Source organism: Nocardia sp. FBN12 (genome assembly GCF_054031145.1).
Window position 1 is genome coordinate 4,911,629 of the sequence record NZ_CM132926.1, and the last position, 24,391, is coordinate 4,936,019.

The 24,391-nt window shown below is 65.5% G+C and carries 29 protein-coding genes; 20 read left to right on the forward strand and 9 right to left on the reverse strand.

Annotation, left to right across the window (positions count from 1 at the left end):
• Positions 1–22: 22 nt before the first annotated feature.
• On the forward strand, positions 23–883 hold the full coding sequence (locus ACWZHB_RS23275) for a DUF6542 domain-containing protein (protein ID WP_427903950.1): 861 nt from the start codon (positions 23–25) through the stop codon (positions 881–883).
• 110 nt (positions 884–993) lie between these two features.
• Here ACWZHB_RS23275 and ACWZHB_RS23280 read toward each other — a convergent pair whose 3' ends face one another.
• Entirely contained in the window at positions 994–2,010 is a 1,017-nt protein-coding gene (locus ACWZHB_RS23280; protein WP_427903951.1) for a 4-hydroxy-3-methylbut-2-enyl diphosphate reductase, read from the reverse strand.
• Between the two features lie 114 nt (positions 2,011–2,124).
• On the opposite strand from ACWZHB_RS23280, the gene ACWZHB_RS23285 reads away from it, so the two are divergent.
• From ACWZHB_RS23285 to ACWZHB_RS23300, 4 genes are all read left to right on the forward strand, one after another.
• A complete protein-coding gene (locus ACWZHB_RS23285; protein WP_427903952.1) occupies positions 2,125–2,712 on the forward strand; it encodes a lipid droplet-associated protein in 588 nt (195 codons plus the stop codon).
• Positions 2,713–2,801: 89 nt separating this feature from the next.
• Positions 2,802–4,088, forward strand: a complete 1,287-nt coding sequence (xseA, locus tag ACWZHB_RS23290) for an exodeoxyribonuclease VII large subunit (protein ID WP_427903953.1) — start codon at positions 2,802–2,804, stop codon at positions 4,086–4,088.
• Positions 4,085–4,345, forward strand: coding sequence for an exodeoxyribonuclease VII small subunit (locus ACWZHB_RS23295; protein WP_378638114.1), 261 nt, complete (start codon positions 4,085–4,087; stop codon positions 4,343–4,345). Before xseA ends, ACWZHB_RS23295 begins: the two co-directional genes overlap by 4 nt.
• A 126-nt stretch (positions 4,346–4,471) precedes the next feature.
• Complete coding sequence (locus ACWZHB_RS23300; RefSeq protein WP_427903954.1) at positions 4,472–5,887, forward strand: FAD-binding oxidoreductase; 1,416 nt, start codon at positions 4,472–4,474, stop codon at positions 5,885–5,887.
• A gap of 1 nt (position 5,888) precedes the next feature.
• Here ACWZHB_RS23300 and ACWZHB_RS23305 read toward each other — a convergent pair whose 3' ends face one another.
• Entirely contained in the window at positions 5,889–6,455 is a 567-nt protein-coding gene (locus tag ACWZHB_RS23305; protein ID WP_427903955.1) for a DUF4245 domain-containing protein, read from the reverse strand.
• A gap of 127 nt (positions 6,456–6,582) precedes the next feature.
• On the opposite strand from ACWZHB_RS23305, the gene glpX reads away from it, so the two are divergent.
• Together glpX and ACWZHB_RS23315 are read left to right on the forward strand one after the other, a co-directional pair.
• Positions 6,583–7,626 (forward strand): class II fructose-bisphosphatase, encoded by a 1,044-nt coding sequence (gene glpX, locus ACWZHB_RS23310; RefSeq protein WP_427903956.1) that lies wholly within the window; start codon positions 6,583–6,585, stop codon positions 7,624–7,626.
• A gap of 162 nt (positions 7,627–7,788) precedes the next feature.
• Positions 7,789–9,195 carry a class II fumarate hydratase gene (locus tag ACWZHB_RS23315; RefSeq protein ID WP_427903957.1) on the forward strand — a complete coding sequence of 469 codons (1,407 nt, stop codon included), beginning with the start codon at positions 7,789–7,791 and terminating at the stop codon, positions 9,193–9,195.
• A gap of 81 nt (positions 9,196–9,276) precedes the next feature.
• Here ACWZHB_RS23315 and ACWZHB_RS23320 read toward each other — a convergent pair whose 3' ends face one another.
• The 3 genes from ACWZHB_RS23320 to ACWZHB_RS23330 all read right to left on the reverse strand — a co-directional run bounded on the left by ACWZHB_RS23320 (position 9,277) and on the right by ACWZHB_RS23330 (position 12,410).
• Positions 9,277–10,131, reverse strand: coding sequence for an acyl-ACP desaturase (locus tag ACWZHB_RS23320; protein ID WP_427903958.1), 855 nt, complete (start codon positions 10,129–10,131; stop codon positions 9,277–9,279).
• A gap of 91 nt (positions 10,132–10,222) precedes the next feature.
• Positions 10,223–10,846, reverse strand: a complete 624-nt coding sequence (locus ACWZHB_RS23325; protein ID WP_427903959.1) for an LGFP repeat-containing protein — start codon at positions 10,844–10,846, stop codon at positions 10,223–10,225.
• 184 nt (positions 10,847–11,030) lie between these two features.
• A complete protein-coding gene (locus tag ACWZHB_RS23330) occupies positions 11,031–12,410 on the reverse strand; it encodes a PhoH family protein (protein ID WP_427903960.1) in 1,380 nt (459 codons plus the stop codon).
• A gap of 307 nt (positions 12,411–12,717) precedes the next feature.
• Here ACWZHB_RS23330 and ACWZHB_RS23335 point away from each other — a divergent pair, with 307 nt between their 5' ends.
• On the forward strand, positions 12,718–12,990 hold the full coding sequence (locus ACWZHB_RS23335) for a hypothetical protein (protein ID WP_427903961.1): 273 nt from the start codon (positions 12,718–12,720) through the stop codon (positions 12,988–12,990).
• Here ACWZHB_RS23335 and ACWZHB_RS23340 read toward each other — a convergent pair whose 3' ends face one another.
• Complete coding sequence (locus ACWZHB_RS23340; RefSeq protein ID WP_427903962.1) at positions 12,991–13,410, reverse strand: limonene-1,2-epoxide hydrolase family protein; 420 nt, start codon at positions 13,408–13,410, stop codon at positions 12,991–12,993. It lies immediately after the preceding gene.
• Between the two features lie 39 nt (positions 13,411–13,449).
• Positions 13,450–14,163, reverse strand: coding sequence for a TetR/AcrR family transcriptional regulator (locus ACWZHB_RS23345; protein WP_427903963.1), 714 nt, complete (start codon positions 14,161–14,163; stop codon positions 13,450–13,452).
• A 107-nt stretch (positions 14,164–14,270) separates the two neighbouring features.
• On the opposite strand from ACWZHB_RS23345, the gene ACWZHB_RS23350 reads away from it, so the two are divergent.
• The 5 genes from ACWZHB_RS23350 to ACWZHB_RS23370 all read left to right on the forward strand — a co-directional run bounded on the left by ACWZHB_RS23350 (position 14,271) and on the right by ACWZHB_RS23370 (position 17,679).
• Positions 14,271–15,455, forward strand: a complete 1,185-nt coding sequence (locus ACWZHB_RS23350; RefSeq protein WP_427903964.1) for an FAD-dependent monooxygenase — start codon at positions 14,271–14,273, stop codon at positions 15,453–15,455.
• A 109-nt stretch (positions 15,456–15,564) separates the two neighbouring features.
• The gene (locus tag ACWZHB_RS23355; protein WP_427903965.1) at positions 15,565–16,227 is read left to right on the forward strand and encodes a Uma2 family endonuclease; all 663 of its coding nucleotides are present in this window, start codon (positions 15,565–15,567) and stop codon (positions 16,225–16,227) included.
• A 61-nt stretch (positions 16,228–16,288) separates the two neighbouring features.
• The gene (locus ACWZHB_RS23360) at positions 16,289–16,912 is read left to right on the forward strand and encodes a Uma2 family endonuclease (protein ID WP_427903966.1); all 624 of its coding nucleotides are present in this window, start codon (positions 16,289–16,291) and stop codon (positions 16,910–16,912) included.
• Between the two features lie 87 nt (positions 16,913–16,999).
• Positions 17,000–17,269: a hypothetical protein gene (locus tag ACWZHB_RS23365; protein WP_427903967.1), complete on the forward strand. Its 270-nt coding sequence runs from the start codon at positions 17,000–17,002 to the stop codon at positions 17,267–17,269.
• The gene (locus ACWZHB_RS23370; RefSeq protein WP_427903968.1) at positions 17,152–17,679 is read left to right on the forward strand and encodes a type II toxin-antitoxin system VapC family toxin; all 528 of its coding nucleotides are present in this window, start codon (positions 17,152–17,154) and stop codon (positions 17,677–17,679) included. The genes ACWZHB_RS23365 and ACWZHB_RS23370 overlap by 118 nt, the downstream gene beginning before the upstream one ends.
• Positions 17,680–17,753: 74 nt before the next feature.
• On the opposite strand, the gene ACWZHB_RS23375 is transcribed toward ACWZHB_RS23370, so the two are convergent.
• Together ACWZHB_RS23375 and ACWZHB_RS23380 are read right to left on the reverse strand one after the other, a co-directional pair.
• Positions 17,754–18,026 (reverse strand): helix-turn-helix domain-containing protein, encoded by a 273-nt coding sequence (locus ACWZHB_RS23375; RefSeq protein WP_427909274.1) that lies wholly within the window; start codon positions 18,024–18,026, stop codon positions 17,754–17,756.
• Between the two features lie 827 nt (positions 18,027–18,853).
• Positions 18,854–19,534 carry a hypothetical protein gene (locus ACWZHB_RS23380; RefSeq protein ID WP_427903969.1) on the reverse strand — a complete coding sequence of 227 codons (681 nt, stop codon included), beginning with the start codon at positions 19,532–19,534 and terminating at the stop codon, positions 18,854–18,856.
• 348 nt (positions 19,535–19,882) lie between these two features.
• On the opposite strand from ACWZHB_RS23380, the gene ACWZHB_RS23385 reads away from it, so the two are divergent.
• From ACWZHB_RS23385 to ACWZHB_RS23415, 7 genes are read left to right on the forward strand one after another with little or no spacing between them, the layout of a single operon-like run.
• A complete protein-coding gene (locus ACWZHB_RS23385; protein ID WP_427903970.1) occupies positions 19,883–20,365 on the forward strand; it encodes a hypothetical protein in 483 nt (160 codons plus the stop codon).
• Positions 20,362–21,135 (forward strand): ESX secretion-associated protein EspG, encoded by a 774-nt coding sequence (locus ACWZHB_RS23390; protein ID WP_427903971.1) that lies wholly within the window; start codon positions 20,362–20,364, stop codon positions 21,133–21,135. The genes ACWZHB_RS23385 and ACWZHB_RS23390 overlap by 4 nt, the downstream gene beginning before the upstream one ends.
• Positions 21,135–21,521 (forward strand): hypothetical protein, encoded by a 387-nt coding sequence (locus tag ACWZHB_RS23395; protein WP_427903972.1) that lies wholly within the window; start codon positions 21,135–21,137, stop codon positions 21,519–21,521. The genes ACWZHB_RS23390 and ACWZHB_RS23395 overlap by 1 nt, the downstream gene beginning before the upstream one ends.
• 3 nt (positions 21,522–21,524) lie before the next feature.
• Complete coding sequence (locus tag ACWZHB_RS23400; RefSeq protein ID WP_427903973.1) at positions 21,525–22,121, forward strand: DUF3558 family protein; 597 nt, start codon at positions 21,525–21,527, stop codon at positions 22,119–22,121.
• A 22-nt stretch (positions 22,122–22,143) separates the two neighbouring features.
• Complete coding sequence (locus ACWZHB_RS23405) at positions 22,144–22,482, forward strand: hypothetical protein (RefSeq protein ID WP_427903974.1); 339 nt, start codon at positions 22,144–22,146, stop codon at positions 22,480–22,482.
• Positions 22,479–23,774 carry a hypothetical protein gene (locus tag ACWZHB_RS23410; protein ID WP_427903975.1) on the forward strand — a complete coding sequence of 432 codons (1,296 nt, stop codon included), beginning with the start codon at positions 22,479–22,481 and terminating at the stop codon, positions 23,772–23,774. Before ACWZHB_RS23405 ends, ACWZHB_RS23410 begins: the two co-directional genes overlap by 4 nt.
• On the forward strand, positions 23,767–24,366 hold the full coding sequence (locus tag ACWZHB_RS23415; protein WP_427903976.1) for a hypothetical protein: 600 nt from the start codon (positions 23,767–23,769) through the stop codon (positions 24,364–24,366). The genes ACWZHB_RS23410 and ACWZHB_RS23415 overlap by 8 nt, the downstream gene beginning before the upstream one ends.
• The last annotated feature ends 25 nt before the right edge of the window (positions 24,367–24,391 follow it).

Below are 24,391 nucleotides of genomic sequence, written 5' to 3' on the forward strand. Positions count from 1 at the left end.
GATGTGCAGTTAGTGTCATAGTGTGGCTGCTTCCCAACGTGCGCGACCCCGGGTGCCCGCGCCGCAACGTTCGATCGTGCCCTCGGTACCCGGCATCCCCGCCTGGGCCGCGATTCTGGTCGCCGTCGGTGCGACGGGCGTCGGGTTCCTGATCGACGCGTTCGGCGGTGAAACCCTGCCGACCGGCACGTTCTCGGCGCTGTATGTGCTCGGCTGTGTGCTCGCCGTCTGCGCGGTGCGCTTTCGCGGCCTGTTCTCGACCATGGTGATGCCGCCACTGCTGCTGTTCGTCGCGGTGCCGGTGGCCTGCCAGCTGCTGGGTGGGCGCGCCACCTTCTCGATCAAAGAAGTCCTGATCAACCTGATCATCCCGCTGGTGGAGCGCTTCCCGACGATGGCGCTGGCGACCGTGCTGGTCCTGGCGATCGGTGGAGCCAGGATCGCGATCGCCAAGCGCACGCCCCAGGCGGCCCGACCCGGTGCGTCGGAGCGTCGCGGCAAACCCAAGACCGAACGCCAGCCGGCCAAACGCCGTCGCCCCGAATCGACCCCCGACCTCGCCACCGCCGCCCGCAAGCGACCACGCCGCGGCACCGCGGTCCTGGACGAGCCCGACACCGAGGTCGACATGGCAAGCCCGGCCCGCCGACCAGCCCGGCCCGCCGAACCGAAACGCGCCCCCGCAGCGGCCAGGCCACGCGAACCCAGAGCCGCACGCGGTGAACCCCGCCCCGCCCGCGCTGCCGCCGCCCCCCGCGAACCCGAACCGGCCCGCGTCCCGCGCCGCCGCGGCGAAGCACCCCCGCACCCGCAGCCGAACGTGCGCTACCGCGACCGCGCCGACTCAGCCCGCACAGAACGCCGCCGCCCGGACAACGTCTGAGGCTCGCCCGCCTCCCCGCGACTCGAGGTCAGACCGAGTTGCGGGGAGATTTGCGTTGGCCAGGCGATGGATGTGGCTCGGTCAGCCCATACCCGGTGAGTGAGCAGGTCTCAGCTCTGGGCGGTGTCCCTGCGCGCGGCACGGAGTTCGCGGGGCAGGGAGAAGACCAGCGTTTCGTTGGCTGTGGTCACCGGCTGTACCTCGCCGAAGCCGTGTTCGGCCAGCAGGTCGAGTACCCCGGTCACCAGGATCTCCGGCACCGAGGCACCGGAGGTGATGCCGATCGTCTGCACACCTTCGAGCCAGGCCAGGTCGACCTCGCGGGCGTAGTCGACCAGGTACGACGCCTTCGCACCGGCACCGAGTGCCACCTCGACCAGTCGCACCGAGTTGGACGAGTTGCGCGAACCGACCACGATCACCAGATCGCATTCGGGCGCCATCGCCTTGACCGCGGTCTGGCGGTTGGAGGTCGCGTAGCAGATGTCGTCGCTCGGCGGGTCCTGCAGCGTGGGGAACCGTTCGCGCAGCCGCTCGACGGTCTGCATGGTCTCGTCCACCGACAGCGTGGTCTGCGACAGCCAGATCACCTTCGACGGGTCGCGCACGGTCACCTTGTCCACCGAGTCGGGCCCGTCGACCAGCTGCACGTGTTCGGGCGCCTCACCGGCGGTGCCCTCGACTTCCTCGTGGCCCTCGTGGCCGATCAGCAGGATGTCGTAGTCGTCGCGGGCGAAGCGCTTGGCTTCCTGGTGCACCTTGGTGACCAGCGGGCAGGTGGCGTCGATGGTGCGCAGGTTTCGTTCGGCGGCGGTCTCGTGCACGATCGGCGCGACACCGTGCGCGGAGAACACGACCAGCGCGCCCTCGGGCACCTCGTCTGTCTCGTCGACGAAGATCACGCCCTGCTCACGCAGCGTTTCCACCACGTGGCGGTTGTGCACGATCTCCTTGCGCACATAGACGGGGGCGCCGTGTTTCTCCAGCGCCTTCTCCACGGTCTCGACGGCGCGGTCGACGCCTGCGCAGTAGCCGCGCGGCTCGGCAAGCAGCACGCGCTTGCCACCGGCAGCCTTCGCGCCCGCGGAGCGCGTGATACCGACGTTCAAGGGAATTGCCGAGGTCATATCCCACAGCTTACGTGCGCGCGACGGGCCGGATCAGGTCGGATCAAGGGGCGAAAGTCACACAACCGGGGTGTGGACCTTTGCATCACACCCGGTTTGGGGCAGGCTGGGGGCATGTTTCGACCTCCGTTCCTGGCCAGGGTGGCCGCCGGCGCCGCCGTGTATGCCTTAGAAGAGACCCGGCGACTGCCCGTCGCCGCGGTCAATTTCCCGATCACCGCGCTCAGTCGCGTGCTGCAGACCACCATGCATGTGCAGCAGTTCGTGACCAGCCTCGCGCTCAAGGGTGACGGTGTGTTCGAACGGCTGGGTTCGGCGCCTGCCGAGCAGCCCGAGTGGGCCACCTTCGACGAGGACATCGCGCCCGCGCCCGCCACCAACGGCCACGCCAGCCGCTTCGACCTGTTCGAAGAGGCCCCGCAGACCAACGGCAAGGCCGTGCCCGCCTCGCTGCTGCTGCTCGAGACCGAGGACGAGGTCATCGAGCCGGCCGAGGAGCCCGCCGCGGAGGAGGTCGTCGCCCCCGAGGTCGCGATCCGCTACGACTACCCCGCGATGACCCTGGCCCAGCTGCGCGCCCGCCTGCGCATGCTCACCCTCGAAGAGCTCGGCCAGCTGCTGGCCTTCGAACAGCAGACCCGCGCCCGCGCCCCCTTCGTCACGATGCTCACCAACCGCATCGCCACGGTGCAGGCGAAGTAACCGGACTTCCGTCGAGGCGGCCGCGATCCGACACATCGGATCGCGGCCGTCTTTTTGGTTGTGTCGGTGGCCGCGCGTAGAACTGACTCATGACTCAGGACGGCGTCGCGCAGACCGGCGCTCCGGCCAATTCGGCGGAGCAGCCGTATCCGGTGCGCTCGGTCGCGGTGAAGGTCGCCCAGTGGATCGAGCGGCTCGGCAGCATCTGGGTGGAGGGGCAGGTCACCCAGATCAACGCGCGCCCGGGCACCCGCACCGCGTTCCTGGTGCTGCGCGATGCCTCGGTGGACATGTCGCTGTCGCTGACCTGCGATCCCGACCTGTTGCGCAGGCTGCCGGTGCCGTTGACCGAGGGCAGCCGGGTGGTCGTCTACGGCAAGCTGCAGTTCTTCACCGGGCGCGGCACGGTGTCGTTGCGGGTCACCGAGATTCGCGCCGTCGGCATCGGTGAGCTCCTGGCGCGGATCGAACGGCTCAAAGCCCTGTTGACGGCCGAGGGGCTGTTCGACGCTCGGCTCAAGCGGCCGCTGCCGTTCCTGCCCGCGACGATCGGGCTGATCACCGGACGGGCAAGCGCGGCCGAACGAGATGTCTTGTCCGTGGCCCAGAACCGTTGGCCCGCAGTCCGATTCGTCATCCGTAATACCGCGGTGCAGGGTCCGACCGCGGTGCCACAGATGCTCGAGGCCCTGGCCGAACTCGATCGCGACCCCGAGGTCGAGGTGATCGTGCTGGCGCGCGGCGGCGGCAGCGTCGAAGATCTGCTTGCCTTCTCCGACGAAGCCCTCTGCCGCGCGGTCGCCGCCGCGCGCACCCCGATCGTCAGCGCCATCGGCCACGAACCCGACAATCCCCTGCTCGACCTGGTCGCCGACCTGCGCGCGGCCACCCCCACCGACGCCGCCAAGCGCATCGTCCCCGACGCCGCCGCCGAACTGGCCGGGGTCCGTGAGATGCGCGCACGCTCGGCGGCCGCGCTGCGCGGCTGGGTCCAGCGCGAAGAGCACATCATCGCGCAGCTGCGATCGCGCCCCGTCCTCGCCGATCCCCTGCGCGAACTGACCCACCGCCACGACGAGCTGGAACGATTGCGCACCGCCGCGCGACGCACCGTCGAACAACTCCTGCGCGGCGAGTCGACGACCACCCTGCATCTGCGCGAGAAGCTCACCGCGGTGGGTCCGGCCGCCACGCTGGCCCGTGGCTACGCTGTCGTGCAGCGCGTCGCCGGTCCCGAACGCCATGTCGTTCGTTCGATCGACGACTCCCCCGCGGGAAGCCAGCTCCGCATCAGGGTCGCCGACGGAGCCGTCACCGCCGCGGCACTCGGTGCCAAACGACTGACGCCAGAGACCACCGACGAGAAGAGGAAGTGACCGTGGCCGACGCCGGTTCCGAGAACACCGCTGCCGACACCCTGGCCGAGATCGCGGCCTTCGGCTACGAACGCGCCCGCGACGAGCTCATCAACGTGGTGAAGATGCTCGAGCAGGGCGGCCTCGACCTGGACGACTCCCTGGTCCTGTGGGAACGCGGCGAAGCACTGGCCACCCGCTGCGAACAGCATCTCGCCGGGGCGCGCCGCCGGGTGGAGGACGCCCTGTCCCGCGCCGACCTCGACACCGCCGACTGAGTACGCGGACCGACATTCCGCTTTTACCGCCGCGAAACACCGGCCGGGCACGCTGTTGCACGGTCGGTCCGGCGAGGATCGCCCTGCGCGCGGCGCACGGAAAGTTCGAATGACGGAGTACGGCCGATGGCACCCACCGATTCGCTGACGAGCCTGCGCGCCGACCTGGGTCCCATCACGTTCTCCACCGACACCCGCAAGCTGCGCACCAAGAGCCGGGACCGGTTCGCCCAGAGCCCGGTCCTGCGAGACCTGTTGCGCGGGCGCAATGCCGAGATCTTCATCGCGCCACGTACCAAGGAAGAGCTGCGCACCGCGGTGGCCGCCTGCGCGCGTCATCGCATCCCGATCACCGTGCGCGGGGCCGGTTCCGGGCAGTTCGGTCAGGGTGTGCCGCTGCGCGGTGGCGCGGTGATCGATGTCACCGCTGTCGCCGGCGTCCTCGGCTGGCACGGCGAACCCGGCAGACGCCTGCCAACCAGCGTTCGCGCGCTCACCGGCACTGTCGTCGCCGATATCGACGCCGCGATCCGCCCGTCCGGCTGGGAGCTGCGGATGCACCCGTCGACCGCGCATCAGGCCACCGTCGGCGGCTACATCGCGGGCGGGCACGCGGGTATCGGCAGCTGCCGCTGGGGCATCCTGCGCGACACCGGCAACATCACCGCGCTGGAGGTGATGACGGTCGAGGAACACCCACGGCTGATCGAGTTGCGCGGGCGCGATGTGAACACCGTGCACCACGCGTACGGCGCGAACGGCATCATCACCGAGGTCGAGCTGCCGGTCGCCCCCGCCTGGGAATGGCACGAGCTGGTCGTCTCGTTCCCGGCGTTCGAACAGGCGGCCCGCTTCGCGGTCGACATCTCCCGCAGCGACGGCATTCTCACGAAAGTCGTTTCGCCCCAAGCGCATCCGCTCCCGCAGTACTTCCCCGAACTCGCCGGGCTGATTCCCGGCGGCGAGTCGATGGTGCTGCTGATGGCCGCCGTCCAGTCGGTGCCGAACGTGGAGGATCTGGTGCAGGACAACGGCGGCCGGATCCGCTACCGCTGCCTCGAGGGCAAGGGCAGCTACGGTGCGCCGCTCTACGAGTTCACCTGGGGCCATTCGATGCTGCGCTACCAGCGTCACAACGACAAGCTCACCGGGCTGATGGCACTGTTCCCACAGCGGGATCTGTACGAGTCGATCGTCGGCATCCACCGGGAATTCGCCGAGTTGGGGCCGCTGCATGTGGAGATGAAGCGGATCGACGGCGGCCTGTCGTGTCAGGGCTCACCGGTCTTCGCCTTCGAGAGCCAGGAGCACTTGGCGGCCACCACCGAGCGATTGCAGCGCGCGGGATTGTTCATCGCGAACTCGCACACACCCGTCCTCGGTGCGGGCGGAATGAAGCCGTGGGGCGCGAAGGAAGCCGCCGCCAAACGCGAATTCGACCCGTACGCCCTGCTGGCGCAGGGCAAGTCCGACGACGCCGAGGACGCGATCACCACCTCGACCGCGCTCCCCAACAGCGGCTGGTCCTACCGACTCAGCTGAGCTACTTCGCCAGTGGTGGAGCCGTCGTGATCGCCGTCGCGAGAGTGGTGAAGGCGGCTTCGTTACCCGCGCCGGTGATCAGGATCCGCACCCCTCCGAGGTCGGCGATCCAGCCGGTTTCCTCGGTCGGTTCGGAATAGACGACCCACTTCTGCCCGGCCACGTCCTGCGTCCCGGTCGGATACCGCGAGCCGAGCTCCTGGCGCGACAGGGCCTCCTCGGCGGCATCGGTCTGCGAATACCGCATGTAGGTGCCCTGCGGCGTGATGTAGCCGACCGTGCTCACCGCGGCGCCACCCGCGGCGGCGATGGTGTCGCGGCTGCCCGAGTTCGACACCCAGCCCGCGGGCAGGGTCGGGTTGCGGATCGGGAACGACAGCGTTTTCGCGTCGGATGTCAGCGCGGCGTCGGCGTCGAAATGCGGGATCTGACCCTGCGTCGGGCCGTTGGTCGCCACCGAGCACTGGCTCGCGACCCCGGCCAAGACCACCGCGGCCAGCACCAACGGGATCAACGACCAGAACAGATCGCGGTAGTCGTTGAAAATGCGGTGCTTGGTCTGTGCCACGCCTACCAGTATCCACTCGGGCCATGACCAGGCCGCTCAGGGGTCATCGCAGGAGGTCGTGCACGAGCGTGCCGTTTCGAAATGCGACAATGCCCCCGTAACACCAACGCCAAGGAGGCACTCCGCAATGACGCCCACCTCGCCCGCCCCCAGCCGCCGCGAGGCACCTGATCGCAACCTCGCACTCGAGCTGGTCCGCGTCACCGAGGCAGGCGCGATGGCGAGCGGCCGTTGGGTCGGCCGCGGCGACAAGGAAGGTGGCGACGGCGCGGCCGTCGACGCCATGCGTCAGCTCGTCAGCTCGGTCTCGATGAAGGGCATCGTCGTCATCGGCGAAGGCGAGAAGGACGAAGCGCCGATGCTCTACAACGGTGAGCTCGTCGGCGACGGCACCGGCCCCGAGGTCGACTTCGCGGTCGACCCGGTCGACGGCACCACCCTGATGTCGAAGGGCTCCCCCGGCGCCATCTCCGTGCTGGCGGTCGCCGAGCGCGGCGCCATGTTCGACCCGTCCGCGGTGTTCTACATGCACAAGATCGCCGTCGGCCCCGACGCCGCGGGTTCGATCGACATCAACGCCCCGATCGGCGACAACATCCGCAACGTCGCCAAGGCCAAGCACCTGTCGGTCTCCGACCTGACGGTGTGCATCCTGGACCGTCCCCGCCACGCGGAAACCATCCAGCAGGTCCGCGACGCGGGTGCGCGCATCCGGCTCATCTCCGACGGTGACGTCGCAGGCGCGATCGCCGCGGCGCGTCCCGAGTCCGGCGTCGACATCCTGGTCGGCATCGGCGGCACCCCCGAGGGCATCATCGCCGCCGCCGCGCTGCGTTGTCTCGGCGGTGAGATGCAGGGCAAGCTCGCCCCGAAGGACGATGAAGAGCGACAGAAGGCCATCGACGCGGGCCACGACCTGGACCGGGTGCTCTCGACCACCGACCTGGTCTCCGGCGAGAACGTGTTCTTCTGCGCGACCGGCGTCACCGACGGTGACCTGCTGCGCGGCGTCCGCTACTTCCCCGGCGGCGCCTCGACCCAGTCCATCGTGATGCGGTCCAAGTCGGGCACCGTCCGCATGGTCGACGCCTACCACCGCCTGACGAAGTTGCGCGAGTTCTCCTCGGTCGACTTCGACGGCGACGACAGCGCGAACCCGCCGCTGCCCTGACACAGGCGGCCGGGGCCGCGGGTTCGCGGCCCCGAGGGCTCGTAAGACTCGCCTGTGGTGGTCTCCGCTGTGGTTGCCCTTCGATGTATTCCCGCGGGCGGTGTGGGAATCGCCGCTGGTGTGGGGCCACCATTCGCGACGTTCTCGTCCTAGTGTCGAACTATGGCTGACGACGACGGGCAGTACCGGATCGAACACGACACTATGGGGGAGGTTCGCGTCCCCGTCGATGCGCTCTGGCGGGCGCAGACCCAGCGGGCGGTCGAGAACTTCCCGATCAGCGGGCGCGGGCTCGAGCGTGCCCAGATCCGGGCGCTCGGTCTGCTGAAAGCCGCGTGCGCGCAGGTCAACAAGGATCTGGGTCTGCTCGATCCGGTCAAGGCCGACGCGATCATCGCGGCGGCGGGCGAGATCGCGAACGGCGAGCACGATGACCAATTCCCGATCGACGTGTTCCAGACCGGTTCGGGCACCAGCTCGAACATGAACGCCAACGAGGTGATCGCCTCGATCGCCGCGCGCGACGGCATGACCGTGCACCCCAACGACGACGTGAACATGTCGCAGTCCTCCAACGACACTTTCCCCACCGCCACGCACCTGGCCGCCACCGAGGCCGTGATCACCGATCTCGTTCCCGCACTGGAACATCTGCGCCTTGCCCTGCTCGACAAGTCGCAGCAGTGGCGCACCGTGGTGAAGTCGGGCCGCACCCACCTGATGGACGCGGTGCCGGTGACCCTCGGCCAGGAGTTCGGCGGCTACACCCGCCAGATCGCCGCTGGCATCGAACGCGCGATGGCGACCCTGCCGCGCCTCGGCGAGCTGCCGATCGGCGGCACCGCGGTGGGCACCGGGCTCAACGCGCCCGCCGGATTCGGCGCGAAGGTTGTCGCGGAACTGGTGCGTACCACCGGGATCGACGCGCTGCGCGAAGCACACGACCACTTCGAGGCTCAGGCCGCGCGCGACGGACTGGTCGAGGCCTCCGGCGCGCTGCGCACCATCGCGGTCAGCCTGACCAAGATCGCCAACGACATCCGCTGGATGGGTTCGGGCCCGCTGACCGGGCTCGGCGAATTGCAGCTGCCGGACTTGCAGCCCGGCAGTTCGATCATGCCCGGCAAGGTGAATCCCGTTCTGCCCGAGGCGGTTACGCAGGTCGCGGTGCAGGTGGTCGGCAACGACGCGGCGATCGCGTTCGGCGGGGCGAGTGGGGCGTTCGAGCTCAATGTCTACATCCCCGTGATGGCCCGCAACCTGCTCGAGTCGATTCGCCTGCTGGCCAACGTATCTCGCCTGTTCGCCGACAAGTGCGTGAGCGGCCTGGTCGCCAACGAGGAGCACCTGCGCACCCTCGCCGAGTCGTCGCCGTCGATCGTCACCCCGCTCAACTCGGCCATCGGTTACGAGGAAGCGGCCGCCGTCGCCAAACAGGCACTGCGCGAGAAGAAGACGATCCGCCAGACCGTCATCGACCGCGGCCTCGTCCCGGACAAGCTCTCACTCGAAGAGCTCGACCGCAAGCTCGACGTACTGGCAATGGCCGACGTCGACCGGGCTCAATAGAACGGAACCTGGCCACGCACCCCCGACCTCGAGGAGGGCGTTCGCGGCCGGGTCGCCGGTCAGGTGCCGCGGCGCCAGCCGCTATTGATACAGAGCGAGTTCCGCGCGGGCCTTTTCGCCCTCTTCGCTGAAATCGGTGCGGGAGAAGATGTTCCAGCGCTTCAGCAGCGGCTTGAACACCAGCTCGCCCTCCTTCGCGGGATCGTAGATCCCCGCCTCGGCCAGCGCCTCGTCACTCGAACCACCACCGGGCAGATCCACGTGCGGCACCCGGAAATCGGCGACCCGGTCGGCGATCGCGCGCACGGCCTGATCGGGAACCAGATCCAGGGCGGCGGCGACGAGCACGGCGAAGAACTCGGCCTGCAGTTCGTCGTCGGCGGCCAGCTTCTCGGCCATCGCGGTGACGATCGGGTTCTCGCCGAGCGCGGCGGTGTTGCGATGCCGGATCGCGGCGGCGACCTCTTCGAACGCACAGGTGGCCAGCACGTCGATCAGGTGCATCGGGGGCCGGTTGAAACCGTCGGTCATGTGCTGCATCCGGGCCCGCTCGAGCGCGACCGGGTCCACCGCGCGGGTGAGCATGAGGTAGTTGCGGATCATGATCTCGTGGCGGTTCTCCTCCGCCGTCCACCGGCCGACCCAGCGCCACCAGGGACCGGTGCGCAGGTGCTTGCCGAGCTCACGGTGGTAGGACGGCAGATTGTCGGCCACCAGGACGCTCACGGTCAGTGCGAGCCGCGCGGTATCGCTGAGCTCGGACTGTTCCGGAGTCCAGTCCTCGCCGCCGAGGAAGGCGAAGTTGCGCCCGTCCGCCCACGGCACTTGCTCGTGCGGCTGCCAGCCGTCGGCCAGGTCGATGTGGCGACGCAGGTTCAGTTCCACCTCGTCCGCGAGCGAATCCAGCAGCTCGCGATCGGTCAAAGTTTTCTGCACCCCGACAACCTAGTACCTCCTCCGCGAGCGCGGGGACCTACGGGGTGAACCCGGGTCCCCGCGCTGAGCGGAAGGCAACGCTGAGCTGGTATTACTTCGGGGTCACCGTGGTCTCGCCGTTGACCCAGGTGATGGTGCCACCGGTGAAGTCGCTCTGCTTGCCGCCGGTGATGTCCTTCTCGTCGCTGGTCGGGTAGCCCAGCGTGCCGTTGGCGCCGCCGTTCTCCTCCCACGCCTCGCGGATATCGCCCCACACGATGTGGGCGCCGGAATCCTTGCTCCAGTAGACGGTGCCGCCGGTGAAGTCCTGGTACTCGCCACCGTTGGGGCCGGCTTCCTGGGCTTCTTCCGGTGCGCCGAGCGGGCTGTTCGCGCCGCCGGCCGCCACGTACTTCTTGTACACCTCGCCGGAGACGGTGATGTCACCGTTCGGGGTGGAGATGGTGGTCGACTCGCCTGCCGCCCCGCCGGTGGCCGCGCCCGAGGTGGTCTCGGAGCCGGAGGTGGTTTCCGAACCGGGCGTGGTGGTCATCGCGTCCATGTCGTGCTCGGTGGTGGTCGCCCCGCCCGGGGCGCCGACCGCGGAGGTCACCGAGGCGACGGCGTCCTTGGCCTTGTCCTTGTCGTCGTCGCCGCAGCCCGCGGCGAGCAGTAGACCCGCCGCGGCCAGGACCGCGGCGCTTCCGGCAGCAGTACGTCGAGCGAAGTGGTTCATATCCATCCTCTCGCGAGTGGCTCCCTGGAGGGCACGCCCTCGGATGGAGCCTGGCCGACATCCGCAACGGCCCGGCGGAACAGCGTTCGCCGAGCCGTTGCTGGAATGGTGTCCTCGCGGATATTACCCACCGTTTGCGGTAATCAAACGGATTCGGGCCGTGACGCGGCCCGATTGCCGACGATTACGCGTTCGGTCCGTACTCCTCGAGCATCTCGGTCACCAGCGCCGCGATCGGCGAGCGCTCGCTGCGGGTGAGCGTGATGTGCGCGAAAAGCGGGTGACCCTTGAGCTTTTCGATCACCGCGGCCACCCCGTCGTGCCTGCCGACCCGCAGATTGTCGCGCTGGGCGACATCGTGGGTGAGCACCACCCGCGAACCCGTGCCAAGGCGGCTCAACACCGTGAGCAGCACATTGCGCTCGAGCGACTGCGCCTCGTCGACGATCACGAACGAATCGTGCAGCGACCGACCCCGAATGTGGGTCAGCGGCAGCACTTCGAGCATGTCGCGACTGAGCACCTCCTCGAGCACCTCGCGGCTGGCCAGCCCGTCGAGCGTGTCGAAGACGGCCTGAGCCCACGGGCCCATCTTCTCGCTCTCCGAACCGGGCAGATAGCCCAGTTCCTGCCCGCCCACGGCGTACAGCGGCCGGAACACGACCACCTTGCGCTGGGTCCGCCGCTCCAGCACCGCCTCGAGCCCGGCGGTCAGCGCCAGCGCCGACTTGCCGGTGCCCGCGCGCCCACCCATCGACACGATCCCGATGCTCTCGTCGAGCAGCAGGTCGAGTGCGATGCGCTGTTCGGCCGAACGCCCGTGCAGGCCGAAGGCCTCCCGCTCCCTGACCAGCTGGATCCGCTTGTCCGCGGTCACCCGGCCCAGCGCGCTCGAACTGCTGCCCAGCAACCGAACACCGGTGTGGCACGGCAACTCTCGCGCATCGTCGAGGTCGATCACCGAATCGGTGTAGAGCTGATCGATCTGCGAACCCGCGACATCGAGTTCCACCATCCCGCTCCAGCCGGAGGTCACCACATCCTGCGCGTGGTACTCGTCGGCCGACAACCCGACCGCGCTGGCCTTGACGCGCAGCGGGATGTCCTTCGACACCAGCACCACGTCCGCGCCCTCTGCTGAGAAGTTCAGCGCGCACGCCAGGATGCGGGAATCGTTGGTGTCGGAACGGAATCCGGCGGGCAGCACCGACGAATCGGTGTGGTTGAGCTCTACCTGCAGGGTGCCGCCTTCGGTGCCGATGGGCAGCGCCTGGTCGAGCCTGCCGTGCTGTACCCGCAGGTCATCGAGCATGCGCAGAGCTTCGCGAGCGAACCAGCCGAGCTCGTGGTGGTGCCGTTTCGCCTCCAACTCACTGATCACGACCAGGGGTAGGACCACACTGTGTTCCCCGAACCGGGTGACAGCCCAGGGATCCGACAGGAGTACAGAGGTGTCGACGACAAAAGTCTTGCGACCGGAACGTGAGGGGCGAGCCCCTTTCTTCGAGGCCGAGGCCGGGGCCGTGTGCTTCGCGGAAGCGGAAACGGAGCGTGCAGCAGTCACGGTGGGCTCCTTATGTGTTCGCACGGCACCCGCGCGAACGATCTCGCTGGACCGGTCCGTCCTTGTGGGCGTTCGACGCTGAGTCAACCGCCCCGAGGGCCAGGTGCCGGCCCTCTCGCACTGAGTAGCTCAGTCACGGTCAGGACCTCCCGTACGAATCACACCGACGCGACTCGCATCAACGACGCTACCGCCGAATTCGTGGCCGCGCTGCTGGACCGGCACACGTGTCCGTGAATTTGTCGTTAACCCGCACTGTCGCGCCGGATCCGGCACGTGTGCGCCGCCGAGCGCTAGAGTCGATGGCATGGCCGATGACCAGGATCTGGAGAAGCTGTCGTCGAAGGAACTGCACGATCGCGCGGTGAAGGCGGCCGTGCGCCACGGTGATGTGAAGTTCCTGTGGGAACTGCTCAAGTCGATTCCGGCGGCCCAGGCCGAGGCGGGCGATCTCGGCGAGAGCTCGGCCGACATCAAATACGTGGTGCCGATGATCGACGACTACATCCACGCAGGCGACGGCAAGCTGGCCGACGTGCTGCGACCCACCTACCTGGCCTACTTACGCAAGCACGAGTGATCAGCGCCCGGTGATCGCCTTCACCACGCCGACGACGGTGCCACGCAGGACATTGCCCTTGCTGAAGTGGTCGTCCCACAGCACGATTCGGCCGTCGCGCAGTTCGAAGGTGCCGCTCACCCAGAAGCCGATGCGCACCGGCCCGACGTGTAGGTAGTCGGTGCGGTCGGTGAGCACGATGTCGCCGTCGGCGGCGATGTGGTGCATGTCGGCGGAGAACCCGAGCTTCGGACGATCCAGGCCACGCAACAGTGTGGCGACCCGATTCTTGCCGCGCACGGTCGGCAGCGAGGCGTTCTTCCAGACGATCTCGGGATCGAGGAGATCGAGCGCCTCGTCGATCACGCCGAGTTCGAGCGCGCCGAAGAATTCACGGACGATGGTGACGGCGGGCTCCGGCAGTTCCGGCTGGTCGGTCATGGGTCTGAGCCTAGGGCCCGGATCGCGGCGGGACCAGGGTCAGTTTCGCCGGCCGATCAGGACGGCGAGTCCGTCGAGGATGCGCTCGACGCCGAAACGCAGGGCATCGCTCGGCCCACTCTTGCCCGCCGGGGTGGCGGCTTCCTCGGCGAAGGCCGCGCGCACCTCGGGGTAGCGGTCCGCCGCAGCGGTCATCATCGCGGTGAACTGCTCGGTGAACTGCAGCTCCCCGTTCTCGCCCATCGAGGAGACCTGCTGGGCGAGGCTGCGGGCGTGGCCGTTGAGCAGGACGATCGTGTCGAGCTTCTCCGAGCCGGTCAAGCCGGTGCCCGCCAGTGCGGTGAGGGCGGCTTCGGTCCAGCCCATCTCGTTCGGGCCCATGGGGCGCACGCCGATGGTGAGCTCGATCGCCCACGGGTGGGCTCGGTAGCGAGCGAAGAGCGCTTCGCCCCAGTTCCGCAGGCCGGCTCGCCAGTCCTGGTGCACGCCCGCGGCATTCGGCGGTTCGCCCATCGCCGCGTCGAGCATCAACGCGGTCAGTTGCTCTTTGCCGGGGACGTACCGGTACAGCGACATCTTGGTGAAGCCGAGCCGTTCGGCCAGCCGCTGCATCGACAACGCGGACAACCCTTCGGCGTCGACCAGCGCGATGGCCTCGGCGACGATCCCGTCGAGGGTGAGCGCGGGTTTGGGCCCGCGTTTGGGGCGCTGCGTGGTCCCCCACAGCAGCTCGACGGTGGTCGGCGGCGGCATCTGTTCATCCTCTCGAAAATCGTCTTGACGTGAAACTGTGTCTACCATACTCTTATCTGCATCCCCCGGATACAGATTCCATCGGACACAGATTATCGGGAGTTGTCATGCGCACTGTTCTCATCTCCGGCGCCAGCGTCGCCGGCCCCGCCCTGGCCTACTGGCTGCACCGCTACGGCTTCTCCGTCACCGTCGCCGAGCGCGCCCCCGCCCTGCGCGCAGGCGGTCAGGCGGTGGATTTCAAAGGCAAGACCCACCTCACCGTGCTCGAACGGATGGGCATCCTCGACGAGGTTCGCGCCCGGCGCACGGGCACCACCGACGTGGTTTTCGTCGACGACGACGGACGCGAACTCGGCGTGATGTCGGGCGAATTCACCGGCGGCGACCTGGAGATCCTGCGCGGCGACCTGGCCGAGATCATGTACGACAAGACCGCCGACACCGTCGAATACCTCTTCGGCGAGACCATCACCGACCTGCACGACACCGGCGACGGCGTAGCTGTGAAATTCGCGAACAGCGCGCCGCGCACCTTCGACCTCGTGCTCGGTGCCGACGGAATCCATTCGCGGGTAAGGAAATTGGCCTTCGGCCCCGAAGCCGACTACGTGCGGCACCTCGGCTACTACTACTGCGTGGCAGGCGCGAGCCGCTGGAGCGACACGACCACCCCCCGCGACAAGGCGGCCGGCTACGCCCACAACACCCCCGGCAAACTCGCCATCGACGGCGGCCCCAAAGCCCAGCAGATGTACATGTTCGCCGCCCCCGAACTCGACTACCCCCGTGGCGATACCACCGCCCAGCGCCGCATCATCGCCGAAACCTTCGCCGACATGGGGTGGCACGCCCCCCGCATGCTCACCGACCTGGCCGACTTCGACGACATCTACCTCGACTCGATCAGCCAGGTCCGCATGAACGGCACCTACACCCGCGGCCGCGTAGCCCTGATCGGCGACGCCGCCTACGGAAACACCCTGGCAGGCTTCGGCACCGGCCTCGCCATCGTCGGCGCCTACGTTCTCGCGGGCGAACTTGTCTCTGCCGCAGGCGATCACGTCACCGCCTTCGACAACTACGGCCGAATTATGAAGCGCTACGCCAAAATCGCGGGCAACAGTAATGCGGGCCCCTTCCTCGCCCCGAAAACCGCCCTCGGAATCAAGGCCCGCAACTGGTTCCTCGGCTCCCGCCTCTTCACCCTGATGATGAAATACGGCGACAAGGCCGCCAACGACATCGACCTGATCGACTACCCAGCGCTGGTCGAGACCGCACCCACGTGAACTGAGCGTTGTCCACAATCGCGGAGTTATCCACAGAACCCCAGTTCACGACCGCCGACGATGCCGGGACCCGATATTCTGGGGACAACCTAGGAGGAGGTTGGCCGCAATGACCACCGCACAGGTTCGTGGACCCATGAAGATGCCCGATTCAGCCTTCGCGATGTGGGAGCGCGGTGAGCTCGACGAGTATCTGCATGTCCCGGATGGCAGTCGCGTCGAAATCATCGGGGGGGAAGTCGTTGTGTCACCTTGTCCAAGATTCGGCCACGGGCACGTGGTCCAGTCCATCACCGAGACCATCTACCGCGCGAAGGCCGCAGACGATCAGTTCCGGTGGCGACTGGGCACGAACGTCGACCTCAGCCTGGTCGAGATCCAGGACGGCTACGTCCCCGACCTGTTCCTACTCGACCGCGACACGCACGCCGCCCTCCTCGCCGCCGACTCACCCCGGGTATACCCCGCCCAGCTCGCACTGGCAGTGGAGGTGACATCCCCGTCCAACGCCGCCGACGACCGCCCTCCCGGCTTGCGCCCACGCCGCCGCCGCACCAAATGGAACGGCTACGCCGCCTCGGGCGTCCCCTTCTACCTTCTGATCGACCGCGATCCCCATGCCGGCTGCGCGACCCTGTTCTGGTCCCCCGATCGCCCAGCAGGCACTTACGACAACCACCGCCAGTGGAAATTCGGCGACCAGATCGAACTACCCGCCCCTTTTCACCTCACCCTCACTACCGACAGTTGGACGACATGGACAGAGGAGTGAAAGGGCAGTACAGAACACTCCCGCACCCGACCGACTGACGCGACTCGATAGGCTCCGCACCATGTCAGCGATCTTCGACTGGGCGCGGCCGGACAACATCCAGCCCGAGCCCATCACGCTCGACATCTGGCGCGAACTCACCGAAGAGTTCTGCCGCTTGGTGGAGATCGCCAACGGTGACGCCGTGCGCTGCGTATCACCGGCTCCGGTGCATCAGAAGGCCGTCCATCGACTGCTCACCATGTTCGAGGCAGCGGCCAAACGGCAGATGGTCGACGATCCATCGACTCGCCTCGATGCCGGCCACGACATCGATGTGGTGCTCTGGGAACTGCCCCGCGCCACGATCCGTCGCCCCGACATCGCCCTGTTCGAGTGCGTACCGTCCGAGATTCGACCGATGCCCGCCCGCCATCTGAAAATCGCCGCCGAGGTCATCTCACCGAGCCACGTAAAGACCGACCGACTCACGAAGATGAGCGAATACGCAGCCGCAGGCATCCCCTGGTACTGGCTGGTGAGCATCACCGACACCCGCGTCAGCTCCATCGAGACCTACGCCCTCGACCACGGCGTAGGCCACTACCGCCTCGCTCGAATCCTGAAGCCCGGCACCGCGTTCGCCGTCGAACTACCCATCCGAATCAACGTCGATTGGGACCAGCTGACCGACCTCGTGCTGTAGATCCACCGCAGGCCCTCCGCGTCAGCTATCAGTGACCTCACCTGCATGCTAACCTGTGCATGCACCCTAGGTCGACGGGAGGCCCCCATGGCAACTGTCCAGGTTCGCGACGTTCCCGATGATGTCGCTGCCATCATCGCCGAAAAGGCCAACGCTGAGCACAAGTCGGTGTCGGCCTATCTTCGGGATCTCATGGCGGCGGATGTCCAGCGGGAGCTGCAGCGCCGTGCCATCGCTCAATGGAATGCCGATCTGAAGCAGACACAGCAGAAGCTCGGGATCCCCGTCCGCTCCACCGTGTCGAGTGCCGACGTCGTCCGCGAAATCCGGGATGGCTACGACCGGGGCAGCGAGTGATCGTTGTAGACGCCACCATCTGGGTGGACCTATTGCGAGGAACCCTCCCATCCGGTTACAGCGACCGCATCGCGATCGCGGGGTGCGTATCAGCACCAAATGTCGATTTCGAGGTCGGATCGGCGCTGATCCGACTCGAGCGGCGCGGAGATCTCGAACCCGGTCAAGCCGAAGCCCTGATCACCGCATTCAGCGCCCATCCGGTCGACCGCGTCCGCGAGCCAGTCGACGCGGTCGAGGCCATCAGGATCCTCGACAACGCCACCTACGCCGACGCTTGGTACATCGCGATAGCCAAGCGCCGCGAGTTTCCACTGATGACGCTGGATGACGGTATGAAAGAAGCGGCCCGAATCCACGGCGTCGAACTGGTCGGCCCGCCCAATCCCGAACCCGACCAACCTGCCTGAATCGGCACCTGCCGCATACTCTGTCTGCTCACCGCAGCCAAGAACTGCACCCATGTGGGGTGACGCACTCGTCGTCAGCTCGCGCTTCGACCGAACATCACGTCGACGAGATCGGGCACCGTCGTGTCGAGCGCTTCGCTCAGCCCGATCAATGTTGACAGCCTCGGGTTCGCAGGCGCCTTCGTCTTACGGACACCCCACCCGTTTTCGAGCAGTTGGTAGTAGTTGCGGCTGATGCCCGCAGCGTTCGCCACTGCCTCCTGAGTGAGGCCTCTGGACTCGCGCAGGGCGGCCAGGTGCTGTCCCAAAATCGCCATGAGCTGCTTCTCAACGGCGGATTCGGACATCTCAATGAGGTTTCCGAGGCAGCGCTCTCGCGTCGACCATCTATAGATGGCATTATGTGCGCAGTCCGGATCAGGCCATCTACAGGTGGCCTTTCGTCGGGAACGCGCGATGGCTGAGTTGATCGAGCTCGCCGACGGCTGAGGGCAGCATATTCCTGGGGAGGGACCACGATGACCGAGCCGATTGCCAACCCGCTGTTTCCGTTCAACAACCTCGATCCGGCTGCGCTGATCCGGGTATTGAGTTCGAATCCGGCTGTCGCCGATGCTGTTTCGCGCACCCAGGCCGTCGATCAGGCGTTGCGCGACAAGCTCGCGGGTACCGACCCGGACTATGTGAAGACCCTCGACGACTTCAGCGGCTACAGCCACCAGGCGATCTACGACGGCGTGCACGGCACGAGTGGCACAGGTGGCATGAACATCGCCACCATCACCACCCTGCGCGACACCTGGAAGACCGTCGAAACCGAACTCACCAGGATCGCGACCACCCACCAGACCAGCGCCAACGCCCTGCTGGGATTCGGCGAGTGGGCCGGTGCCAGCGGTGATGCCGTGCGGGCGGGGATCAGCGCGCTCAACAATTCGGTTCTGCAGATGGCGCAGGTGTGCGAGGCCATGAAGAACCGGCTCGACATCGTTGGCCCCGCCGCGGAGGCGGTCCGCGCGGCAGTACCTCCGCCGACCGCCCAGCTGACCGTACTCAACCCCGACGACACCCACACCTCGCTCATCCCCGGCCTGATCAACCCCGCGACCGCGACGATCGACCGGCAAGCCCAGCGCCAAGCGGAGCTGGACGCGCAGGCGACGATGAACCGCATCTATACCCCGACGATCCCACCGACGGGCTCCTTTTTTTTTTTTTTTTTTTTTTTTTTTTTTTTTTTTTTTTTTTTTTTTTTTTTTTTTTTTTTTTTTTTTTTTTTTTTTTTTTTTTTTTTTTTTTTTTTTTTTTTTTTTTTTTTTTTTTTTTTTTTTTTTTTTTTTTTTTTTTTTTTTTTTTTTTTTTTTTTTTTTTTTTTTTTTTTTTTTTTTTTTTTTTTTTTTTTTTTTTTTTTTTTTTTTTTTTTTTTTTTTTTTTTTTTTTTTTTTTTTTTTTTTTTTTTTTTTTTTTTTTTTTTTTTTTTTTTTTTTTTTTTTTTTTTTTTTTTTTTTTTTTTTTTTTTTTTTTTTTTTTTTTTTTTTTTTTTTTTTTTTTTTTTTTTTTTTTTTTTTTTTTTTTTTTTTTTTTTTTTTTTTTTTTTTTTTTTTTTTTTTTTTTTTTTTTTTTTTTTTTTTTTTTTTTTTTTTTTTTTTTTTTTTTTTTTTTTTTTTTTTTTTTTTTTTTTTTTTTTTTTTTTTTTTTTTTTTTTGGTGTGCCGTCCTACTCGGTGGTTCCCGCCGGAGCGAATTCGGGTGGCGATCCGACCAGTTCCGGTGGTGGCTCGCCGTCCACCGGGTCGCCGAACGCGGGTTCCCCCACCGCAGGAAGTCCGACCGCCGAAACGCCGACACAGCCGCAATCACCGACGACAGAAGAACCGACTACGCCGTCGTCGACCAGCCCGACCGACGAGTCGGCGTCCTCGGACAGCCCAAGCAGCACAGCATCGCCGACCGATCCCGGCAGCACCTCTCCGGCGGGCACGACTCCGGCATCGACCGCCCCGGCAGGCCTCACGCCGACCGGTACCGGTTCGCCGCTCAGTGGCGGATCAGCGGGATCACCGCTCGGCAACACAGGTTCGCCCGGTGGTCTCGGTTCCCCGAGCCCAGGTCAGGCGATGCCAGGCGTACTCCAATCGCCCAGTGCCGGTGGCACACTCGCATCGGGAAGCGCTGCTGGACCGCGTGTCGGTGCCGGAACAGGCATGGGCATGATGCCCGGCGCCGGCGCTGGGGCGGGCCGCAAGTCCGAGGGTGACGACGAGCATCGGTCCCCGGACTACCTGCGCGGCATTCAGCCCGAGTTACTGGTGACCACTCCCGCGCTTACAGGCGCGATCGGCGAATATCCGGCAGGCGACCTGGGCGACGATTCGGTCGGTGCGCCGGACTCGGCAGGCCACACCGACCCATCTCGGACCATCCCGGCACCGGTGCCGTCCATTCTCGACACACATTTCGAATCACCCTCTACCACAACGGCATCGGTTGCCAACCGTCCAACTGGCCGTCCGGTCGAGGCCGAAACAGTGGACACCACAACAGCATCCGCGTCCGCCCGGTCAGCGATCGAGCTGACCACACCGACACTGCCACCCGAAATCGCAGCCTTGCTCGCCGAACACGGCACGCAGGAACCGCCACAAACCCCAGCGCCCGCCGCAGAAAGCGAGCGCACCAGTCGATGACGCATCCCCCGACCTGGACCCTGACCGGTGACGAATTCACCTGGGTGTGGCGCCAAGAGACTCGTTTCGACGAATACGACCACCCCGACCCGATCGCGGTCCGCACCACACCGACCACCGAACCGGAAGCCGATCGACTACGAACAATCCTGCGCGAACGGTTCCCCCGAGGTGGAGACCGCGGCCTCTCCGCGGTATTCGCCATCCTGGCCAACGCCGACACGCGGGTAGCCGCCGTCGGCACGGTCGACGACAGCGAAATCCGCTGCCACGGCGCCGCCCTCGATGGCCTTGGTGTCATTGTTGCCCAACGCCTCTCGCCCACCGAACGCAATGGCCCCGTCCGCCTCGCCCTGGTCTCCCGAGCAACTGTGCCCACGCACCTCACCGCGATCCTGCCCACCGCCGAACCCGGCGCAGCGGGCCCGATGGTCGCCTACACACCCCGCGTGCGCGGCGAGGAACAAGCCTCCAGCTGGACCCGAGACGCCGCCGGCCGCCTCCCCGCCGACGAACGCATCCGCAGACTGATGCACCTGCGCCGCAGCGCCGAAGGCTATTTCGTCATCAACCGCACCCCCGGCTCCCACCGCCCCACCCAATACCTGAGCTGGATCGACATCCCCCCAGGCCAATTCGCCAGCGGCCGCTACCTCATCGAGGTCAACGACAACGACACCACCGTCACCCCCGCCTCCCCCGCGATCGTTGCCCGCGAGATCAGCAAACGCGGCTACTTCCACACCACGCCGAAACGACAGGACGACTGATGACCATCGACATCAACTATGGCCAAGCCCAGATCTCCGCGTTCACCCAATCCGCGCGGGCCGGCGAGTTCGCTTTCGATGAGGCTGCTGCGATGTCAGCTGTTTCGTTGTACGACAGGATGATTCAAGACCTGTACGCGCTCCGCGATGACTTCGACAATGCCCAGAATGTCAGCGGTTTCGGCGGATTTCCATCAGCACAACAGTTGCAGCAAGGGTTCGCGACAAAGGCGACCGACGGCATAAACGTGCTTGTGCAATTGATCGACGCAGCGATGCAGATGCAAGAGGGTCTTCTCTGCGCCGCGAACAAGGTAACAGAGGCCGACGACCTCAGCAGACGACGTATCGCGGCTTTGGAACGCGAAGTCGGCGGGCAGGCATAGCGGATGCGAGGACTGGTCACGACGCTCATTGCCGGCGCGCTAGCACTCACCGCGTGCTCATCGACAACGACGCCAGAACAAGCTCCGGCTTCCACGAACACCGCCCCGAGCGTTGCGATAGCCGCACCGGTAGCACCCGCGCCCACACAACCACCGAGTAAACGTCAATCAGTCGAGTACGACCCCTGCGCCCGAATCGATGACGCCGTCCCCACCTCGTTGGGCTTCGCCCCATCGACCAGGAAACGAGTCGATTTCGTCTTCGACGACTACGCGTTCATCGGTTGTGAGTTCCGGCGCTTGGACAACGTTCGCGGCCAGCAATTGGAGGTCGGCACGTTGGGCATCTCATCAACAAACGTGACGCTCGACGAAATGCGTGCCCGCAACTACGAAGATGCTCGACCGACCAGTGTGAACAGCGCAGAAGCCCTGTTCCACAGGACCCGCGCGGCCGAATCCTGTTACATCGCGATGCCGGGCCCCGACGCAACAGTCGAAGTACGAGTATCCAGCATCTACGCCCTCACCGACTGGGTCGGATGCGACCACATCGACGAAGCCGCCCGCACCGTCGAAGCCGCTCTACCAACGAAGTAGCAGACAGAGAAGGGGAGGGAACATGGCAGGGATCTTCAAGGCCGACATCGACCTACTCAACCAAACCGTCCAATCACTACGCGGTTCGGAACAGGTACTCACCGACGCCATGAAGGCCATGTCGAAGGACGGCAACGCCGACATCGGCACCACTACGCTCAACGAGTCCGCCGACAACTTCCAGCGCCGGTGGGAATACGGGATCGAACGAATCTGCGAGTCCGCTACCGTCACCGCAGACGGTGTAGCGAAATGCAGCACCGCATACCAGGAACTCGACAACACGATGGCCGTGGTCCTCGGCTCAGCCGGTGACCAACTCGACGCATCATCACCCGTGCCGACGGTGACCGGAAAATGACAGCTAACCCGTACCCGAACCTCGGCTTCGACCCCGCTCCAGGCGACGCGGCCCAAGTCGCCGCCCTCGGCATCAAGGTCAAAGCTGCCGCCGACGCGGTCACCGAGACCAACACCCTGCTCAACCGCCTCCGCGACAACAACGACGACGTCTGGAAAGGCGATGCGGGCCAAGCATTTCGCGACAATTATGACGCGACCCTCTCGCAAGACCTCGGTCGCGCCCAGTCTGCTCTTCAGCAGGCAACCGACCTGATCACCACCTGGAACGCGGACCTCATCGGCTTTCAAGATGCAGCCAAAGGCTTGGAGACCGAAGCCGCCGCCGCCCGCGCCGACCACTCCCGAGCCGTCGCCGCACTCCAACAGGCCAAGGCCGACCCGGATCTCGGCCTCGCTAACCAAACCTTCACTGACTCCGGGCAATTGGCTGCTGCACAAGCCCGCCTCGACGCGGCTGGAACCAAGCTGAGTTCTGCGGTGACGACGGTCAACAACTGCCAGAGCGCCATCGACGCGATCATCGCCCGCGCGACCAGCCTGCAGACCAACCACACCGCGAAGGCCAAAGCCATCGCCACCGAACTCGACGCCGCCGCCAACTTCTCGCCGAGCGAGCCGGACAAGAGCATCTGGGACTCGATCGCGGATTGGTTCAAAGACAACCAGGAGGCCATCCACGACACGTTGGCGGCGACATCCGCGATCACCGGGCTGCTGGCGCTGGTCACACCACCGCCTGTCAGCATTGTCTTCGGCGCTGTCGCGCTGGCCAGCGGTCTCGGCGCACTGGGAATGAACGCGCTGAACCCCGAGGTCCGGGATGCGCTCGGCGACGTCGCGGACCTCGACTTCAACAAGGAAGCTCTCACCACGCTGGGCACAACCGTCGGTACCGACACCCTGTCCGTTCTGCCCGGCGTAGGTGGGGTCATCAAAGGGTCCAAAGTGTTCTTCGCAGAGGCTGACACCGCAGTCGCCGCCGCGAATGCCGTGACCGACTCCGCTTCCTCTGCGTCGAAGTTCAGTCAGGTCATGACTGCCTTCGGCGACGGCGCGCAGAGCCCCGGCATCGCGACCAAGATATTGGATGGGGTGGGGTCGAAGATTCCCTCTGGTTCCTTTGGCGTTCAGACCGCGGGTATGTTCCAGGACTTCAGCCAGGCGAGCACGCACGCGGCCAGCGCGGGCACAACTGTCGGCGGCGTCGAACTACTGTCGAGAGCAGCCAAGGCCGGTTACGGGATGACCGTGGCTGGCGACCTGATCGGCGGGTGGTACGGCAATGACTGATCAGCCGATCAGCGTCGCGATTCCCGACGGCTACAACGCGATCCCGCTGCATGACGTAGTCACCCACAGCGACGTCACCCACGCGATAGGTGCGGGCGCGCGGACCGACCGTGTGTCCTTTCTGTCCGCGATCACGACACTGGTGGAATCCTTGGTCGTGAACGGCACCAGGTATTGCGGGATCGGCGCTCACCTCCTCCCCGACGGCAATCCGTTGTACTCCTGCCTGACCGTCACAGTGGTCGATACTGTCGGCGGCCCACGGAATCCACGCCTGGTGTTGTCGGACCTCGTTCGATCCAGAAGCGCCGACGGCACTCTCGGGTTGTCCGCACTGGTCGAAACCGACACCCACCCGGTACTGTTCACCGAGAAAGTAGGCTCAGCGTTACCGAATCAGTCCCCGGGAAGCCAGGCTCCCGCCGTGTACCAACTCCAAGCCGTTGTTCCTTCGCAGGACGGGAATTCACTCGTCGCGATCGAATTCTCCACGCCGGATTCTGAACGCGGAACTGCCTGTCGCAAAATGATTTCCGATATGGCACGATCGGTGAAATTCGGTCCGCAGGTGACATCGAGCTTGAACCTGTGATGCTACCGAGAGCGTGGCGCACCCC

Coding starts and splice junctions, on each gene's coding strand:
- ACWZHB_RS23345 (WP_427903963.1), bottom strand. CDS start 14,163: ATGCCGCCGCCGACCACCGTCGAGCTGCTGTGGGGGACCACGCAGCGC.
- ACWZHB_RS23335 (WP_427903961.1), top strand. CDS start 12,718: ATGGCCGATGACCAGGATCTGGAGAAGCTGTCGTCGAAGGAACTGCAC.
- ACWZHB_RS23405 (WP_427903974.1), top strand. CDS start 22,144: ATGGCAGGGATCTTCAAGGCCGACATCGACCTACTCAACCAAACCGTC.
- ACWZHB_RS23315 (WP_427903957.1), top strand. CDS start 7,789: ATGGCTGACGACGACGGGCAGTACCGGATCGAACACGACACTATGGGG.
- ACWZHB_RS23350 (WP_427903964.1), top strand. CDS start 14,271: ATGCGCACTGTTCTCATCTCCGGCGCCAGCGTCGCCGGCCCCGCCCTG.
- ACWZHB_RS23325 (WP_427903959.1), bottom strand. CDS start 10,846: ATGAACCACTTCGCTCGACGTACTGCTGCCGGAAGCGCCGCGGTCCTG.
- ACWZHB_RS23285 (WP_427903952.1), top strand. CDS start 2,125: ATGTTTCGACCTCCGTTCCTGGCCAGGGTGGCCGCCGGCGCCGCCGTG.
- xseA (WP_427903953.1), top strand. CDS start 2,802: ATGACTCAGGACGGCGTCGCGCAGACCGGCGCTCCGGCCAATTCGGCG.
- ACWZHB_RS23340 (WP_427903962.1), bottom strand. CDS start 13,410: ATGACCGACCAGCCGGAACTGCCGGAGCCCGCCGTCACCATCGTCCGT.
- glpX (WP_427903956.1), top strand. CDS start 6,583: ATGACGCCCACCTCGCCCGCCCCCAGCCGCCGCGAGGCACCTGATCGC.
- ACWZHB_RS23360 (WP_427903966.1), top strand. CDS start 16,289: ATGTCAGCGATCTTCGACTGGGCGCGGCCGGACAACATCCAGCCCGAG.
- ACWZHB_RS23280 (WP_427903951.1), bottom strand. CDS start 2,010: ATGACCTCGGCAATTCCCTTGAACGTCGGTATCACGCGCTCCGCGGGC.
- ACWZHB_RS23415 (WP_427903976.1), top strand. CDS start 23,767: ATGACTGATCAGCCGATCAGCGTCGCGATTCCCGACGGCTACAACGCG.
- ACWZHB_RS23375 (WP_427909274.1), bottom strand. CDS start 18,026: ATGTCCGAATCCGCCGTTGAGAAGCAGCTCATGGCGATTTTGGGACAG.
- ACWZHB_RS23365 (WP_427903967.1), top strand. CDS start 17,000: ATGGCAACTGTCCAGGTTCGCGACGTTCCCGATGATGTCGCTGCCATC.
- ACWZHB_RS23400 (WP_427903973.1), top strand. CDS start 21,525: ATGCGAGGACTGGTCACGACGCTCATTGCCGGCGCGCTAGCACTCACC.
- ACWZHB_RS23390 (WP_427903971.1), top strand. CDS start 20,362: ATGACGCATCCCCCGACCTGGACCCTGACCGGTGACGAATTCACCTGG.
- ACWZHB_RS23355 (WP_427903965.1), top strand. CDS start 15,565: ATGACCACCGCACAGGTTCGTGGACCCATGAAGATGCCCGATTCAGCC.
- ACWZHB_RS23395 (WP_427903972.1), top strand. CDS start 21,135: ATGACCATCGACATCAACTATGGCCAAGCCCAGATCTCCGCGTTCACC.
- ACWZHB_RS23410 (WP_427903975.1), top strand. CDS start 22,479: ATGACAGCTAACCCGTACCCGAACCTCGGCTTCGACCCCGCTCCAGGC.
- ACWZHB_RS23300 (WP_427903954.1), top strand. CDS start 4,472: ATGGCACCCACCGATTCGCTGACGAGCCTGCGCGCCGACCTGGGTCCC.
- ACWZHB_RS23370 (WP_427903968.1), top strand. CDS start 17,152: ATGGAATGCCGATCTGAAGCAGACACAGCAGAAGCTCGGGATCCCCGT.
- ACWZHB_RS23385 (WP_427903970.1), top strand. CDS start 19,883: ATGGGCATGATGCCCGGCGCCGGCGCTGGGGCGGGCCGCAAGTCCGAG.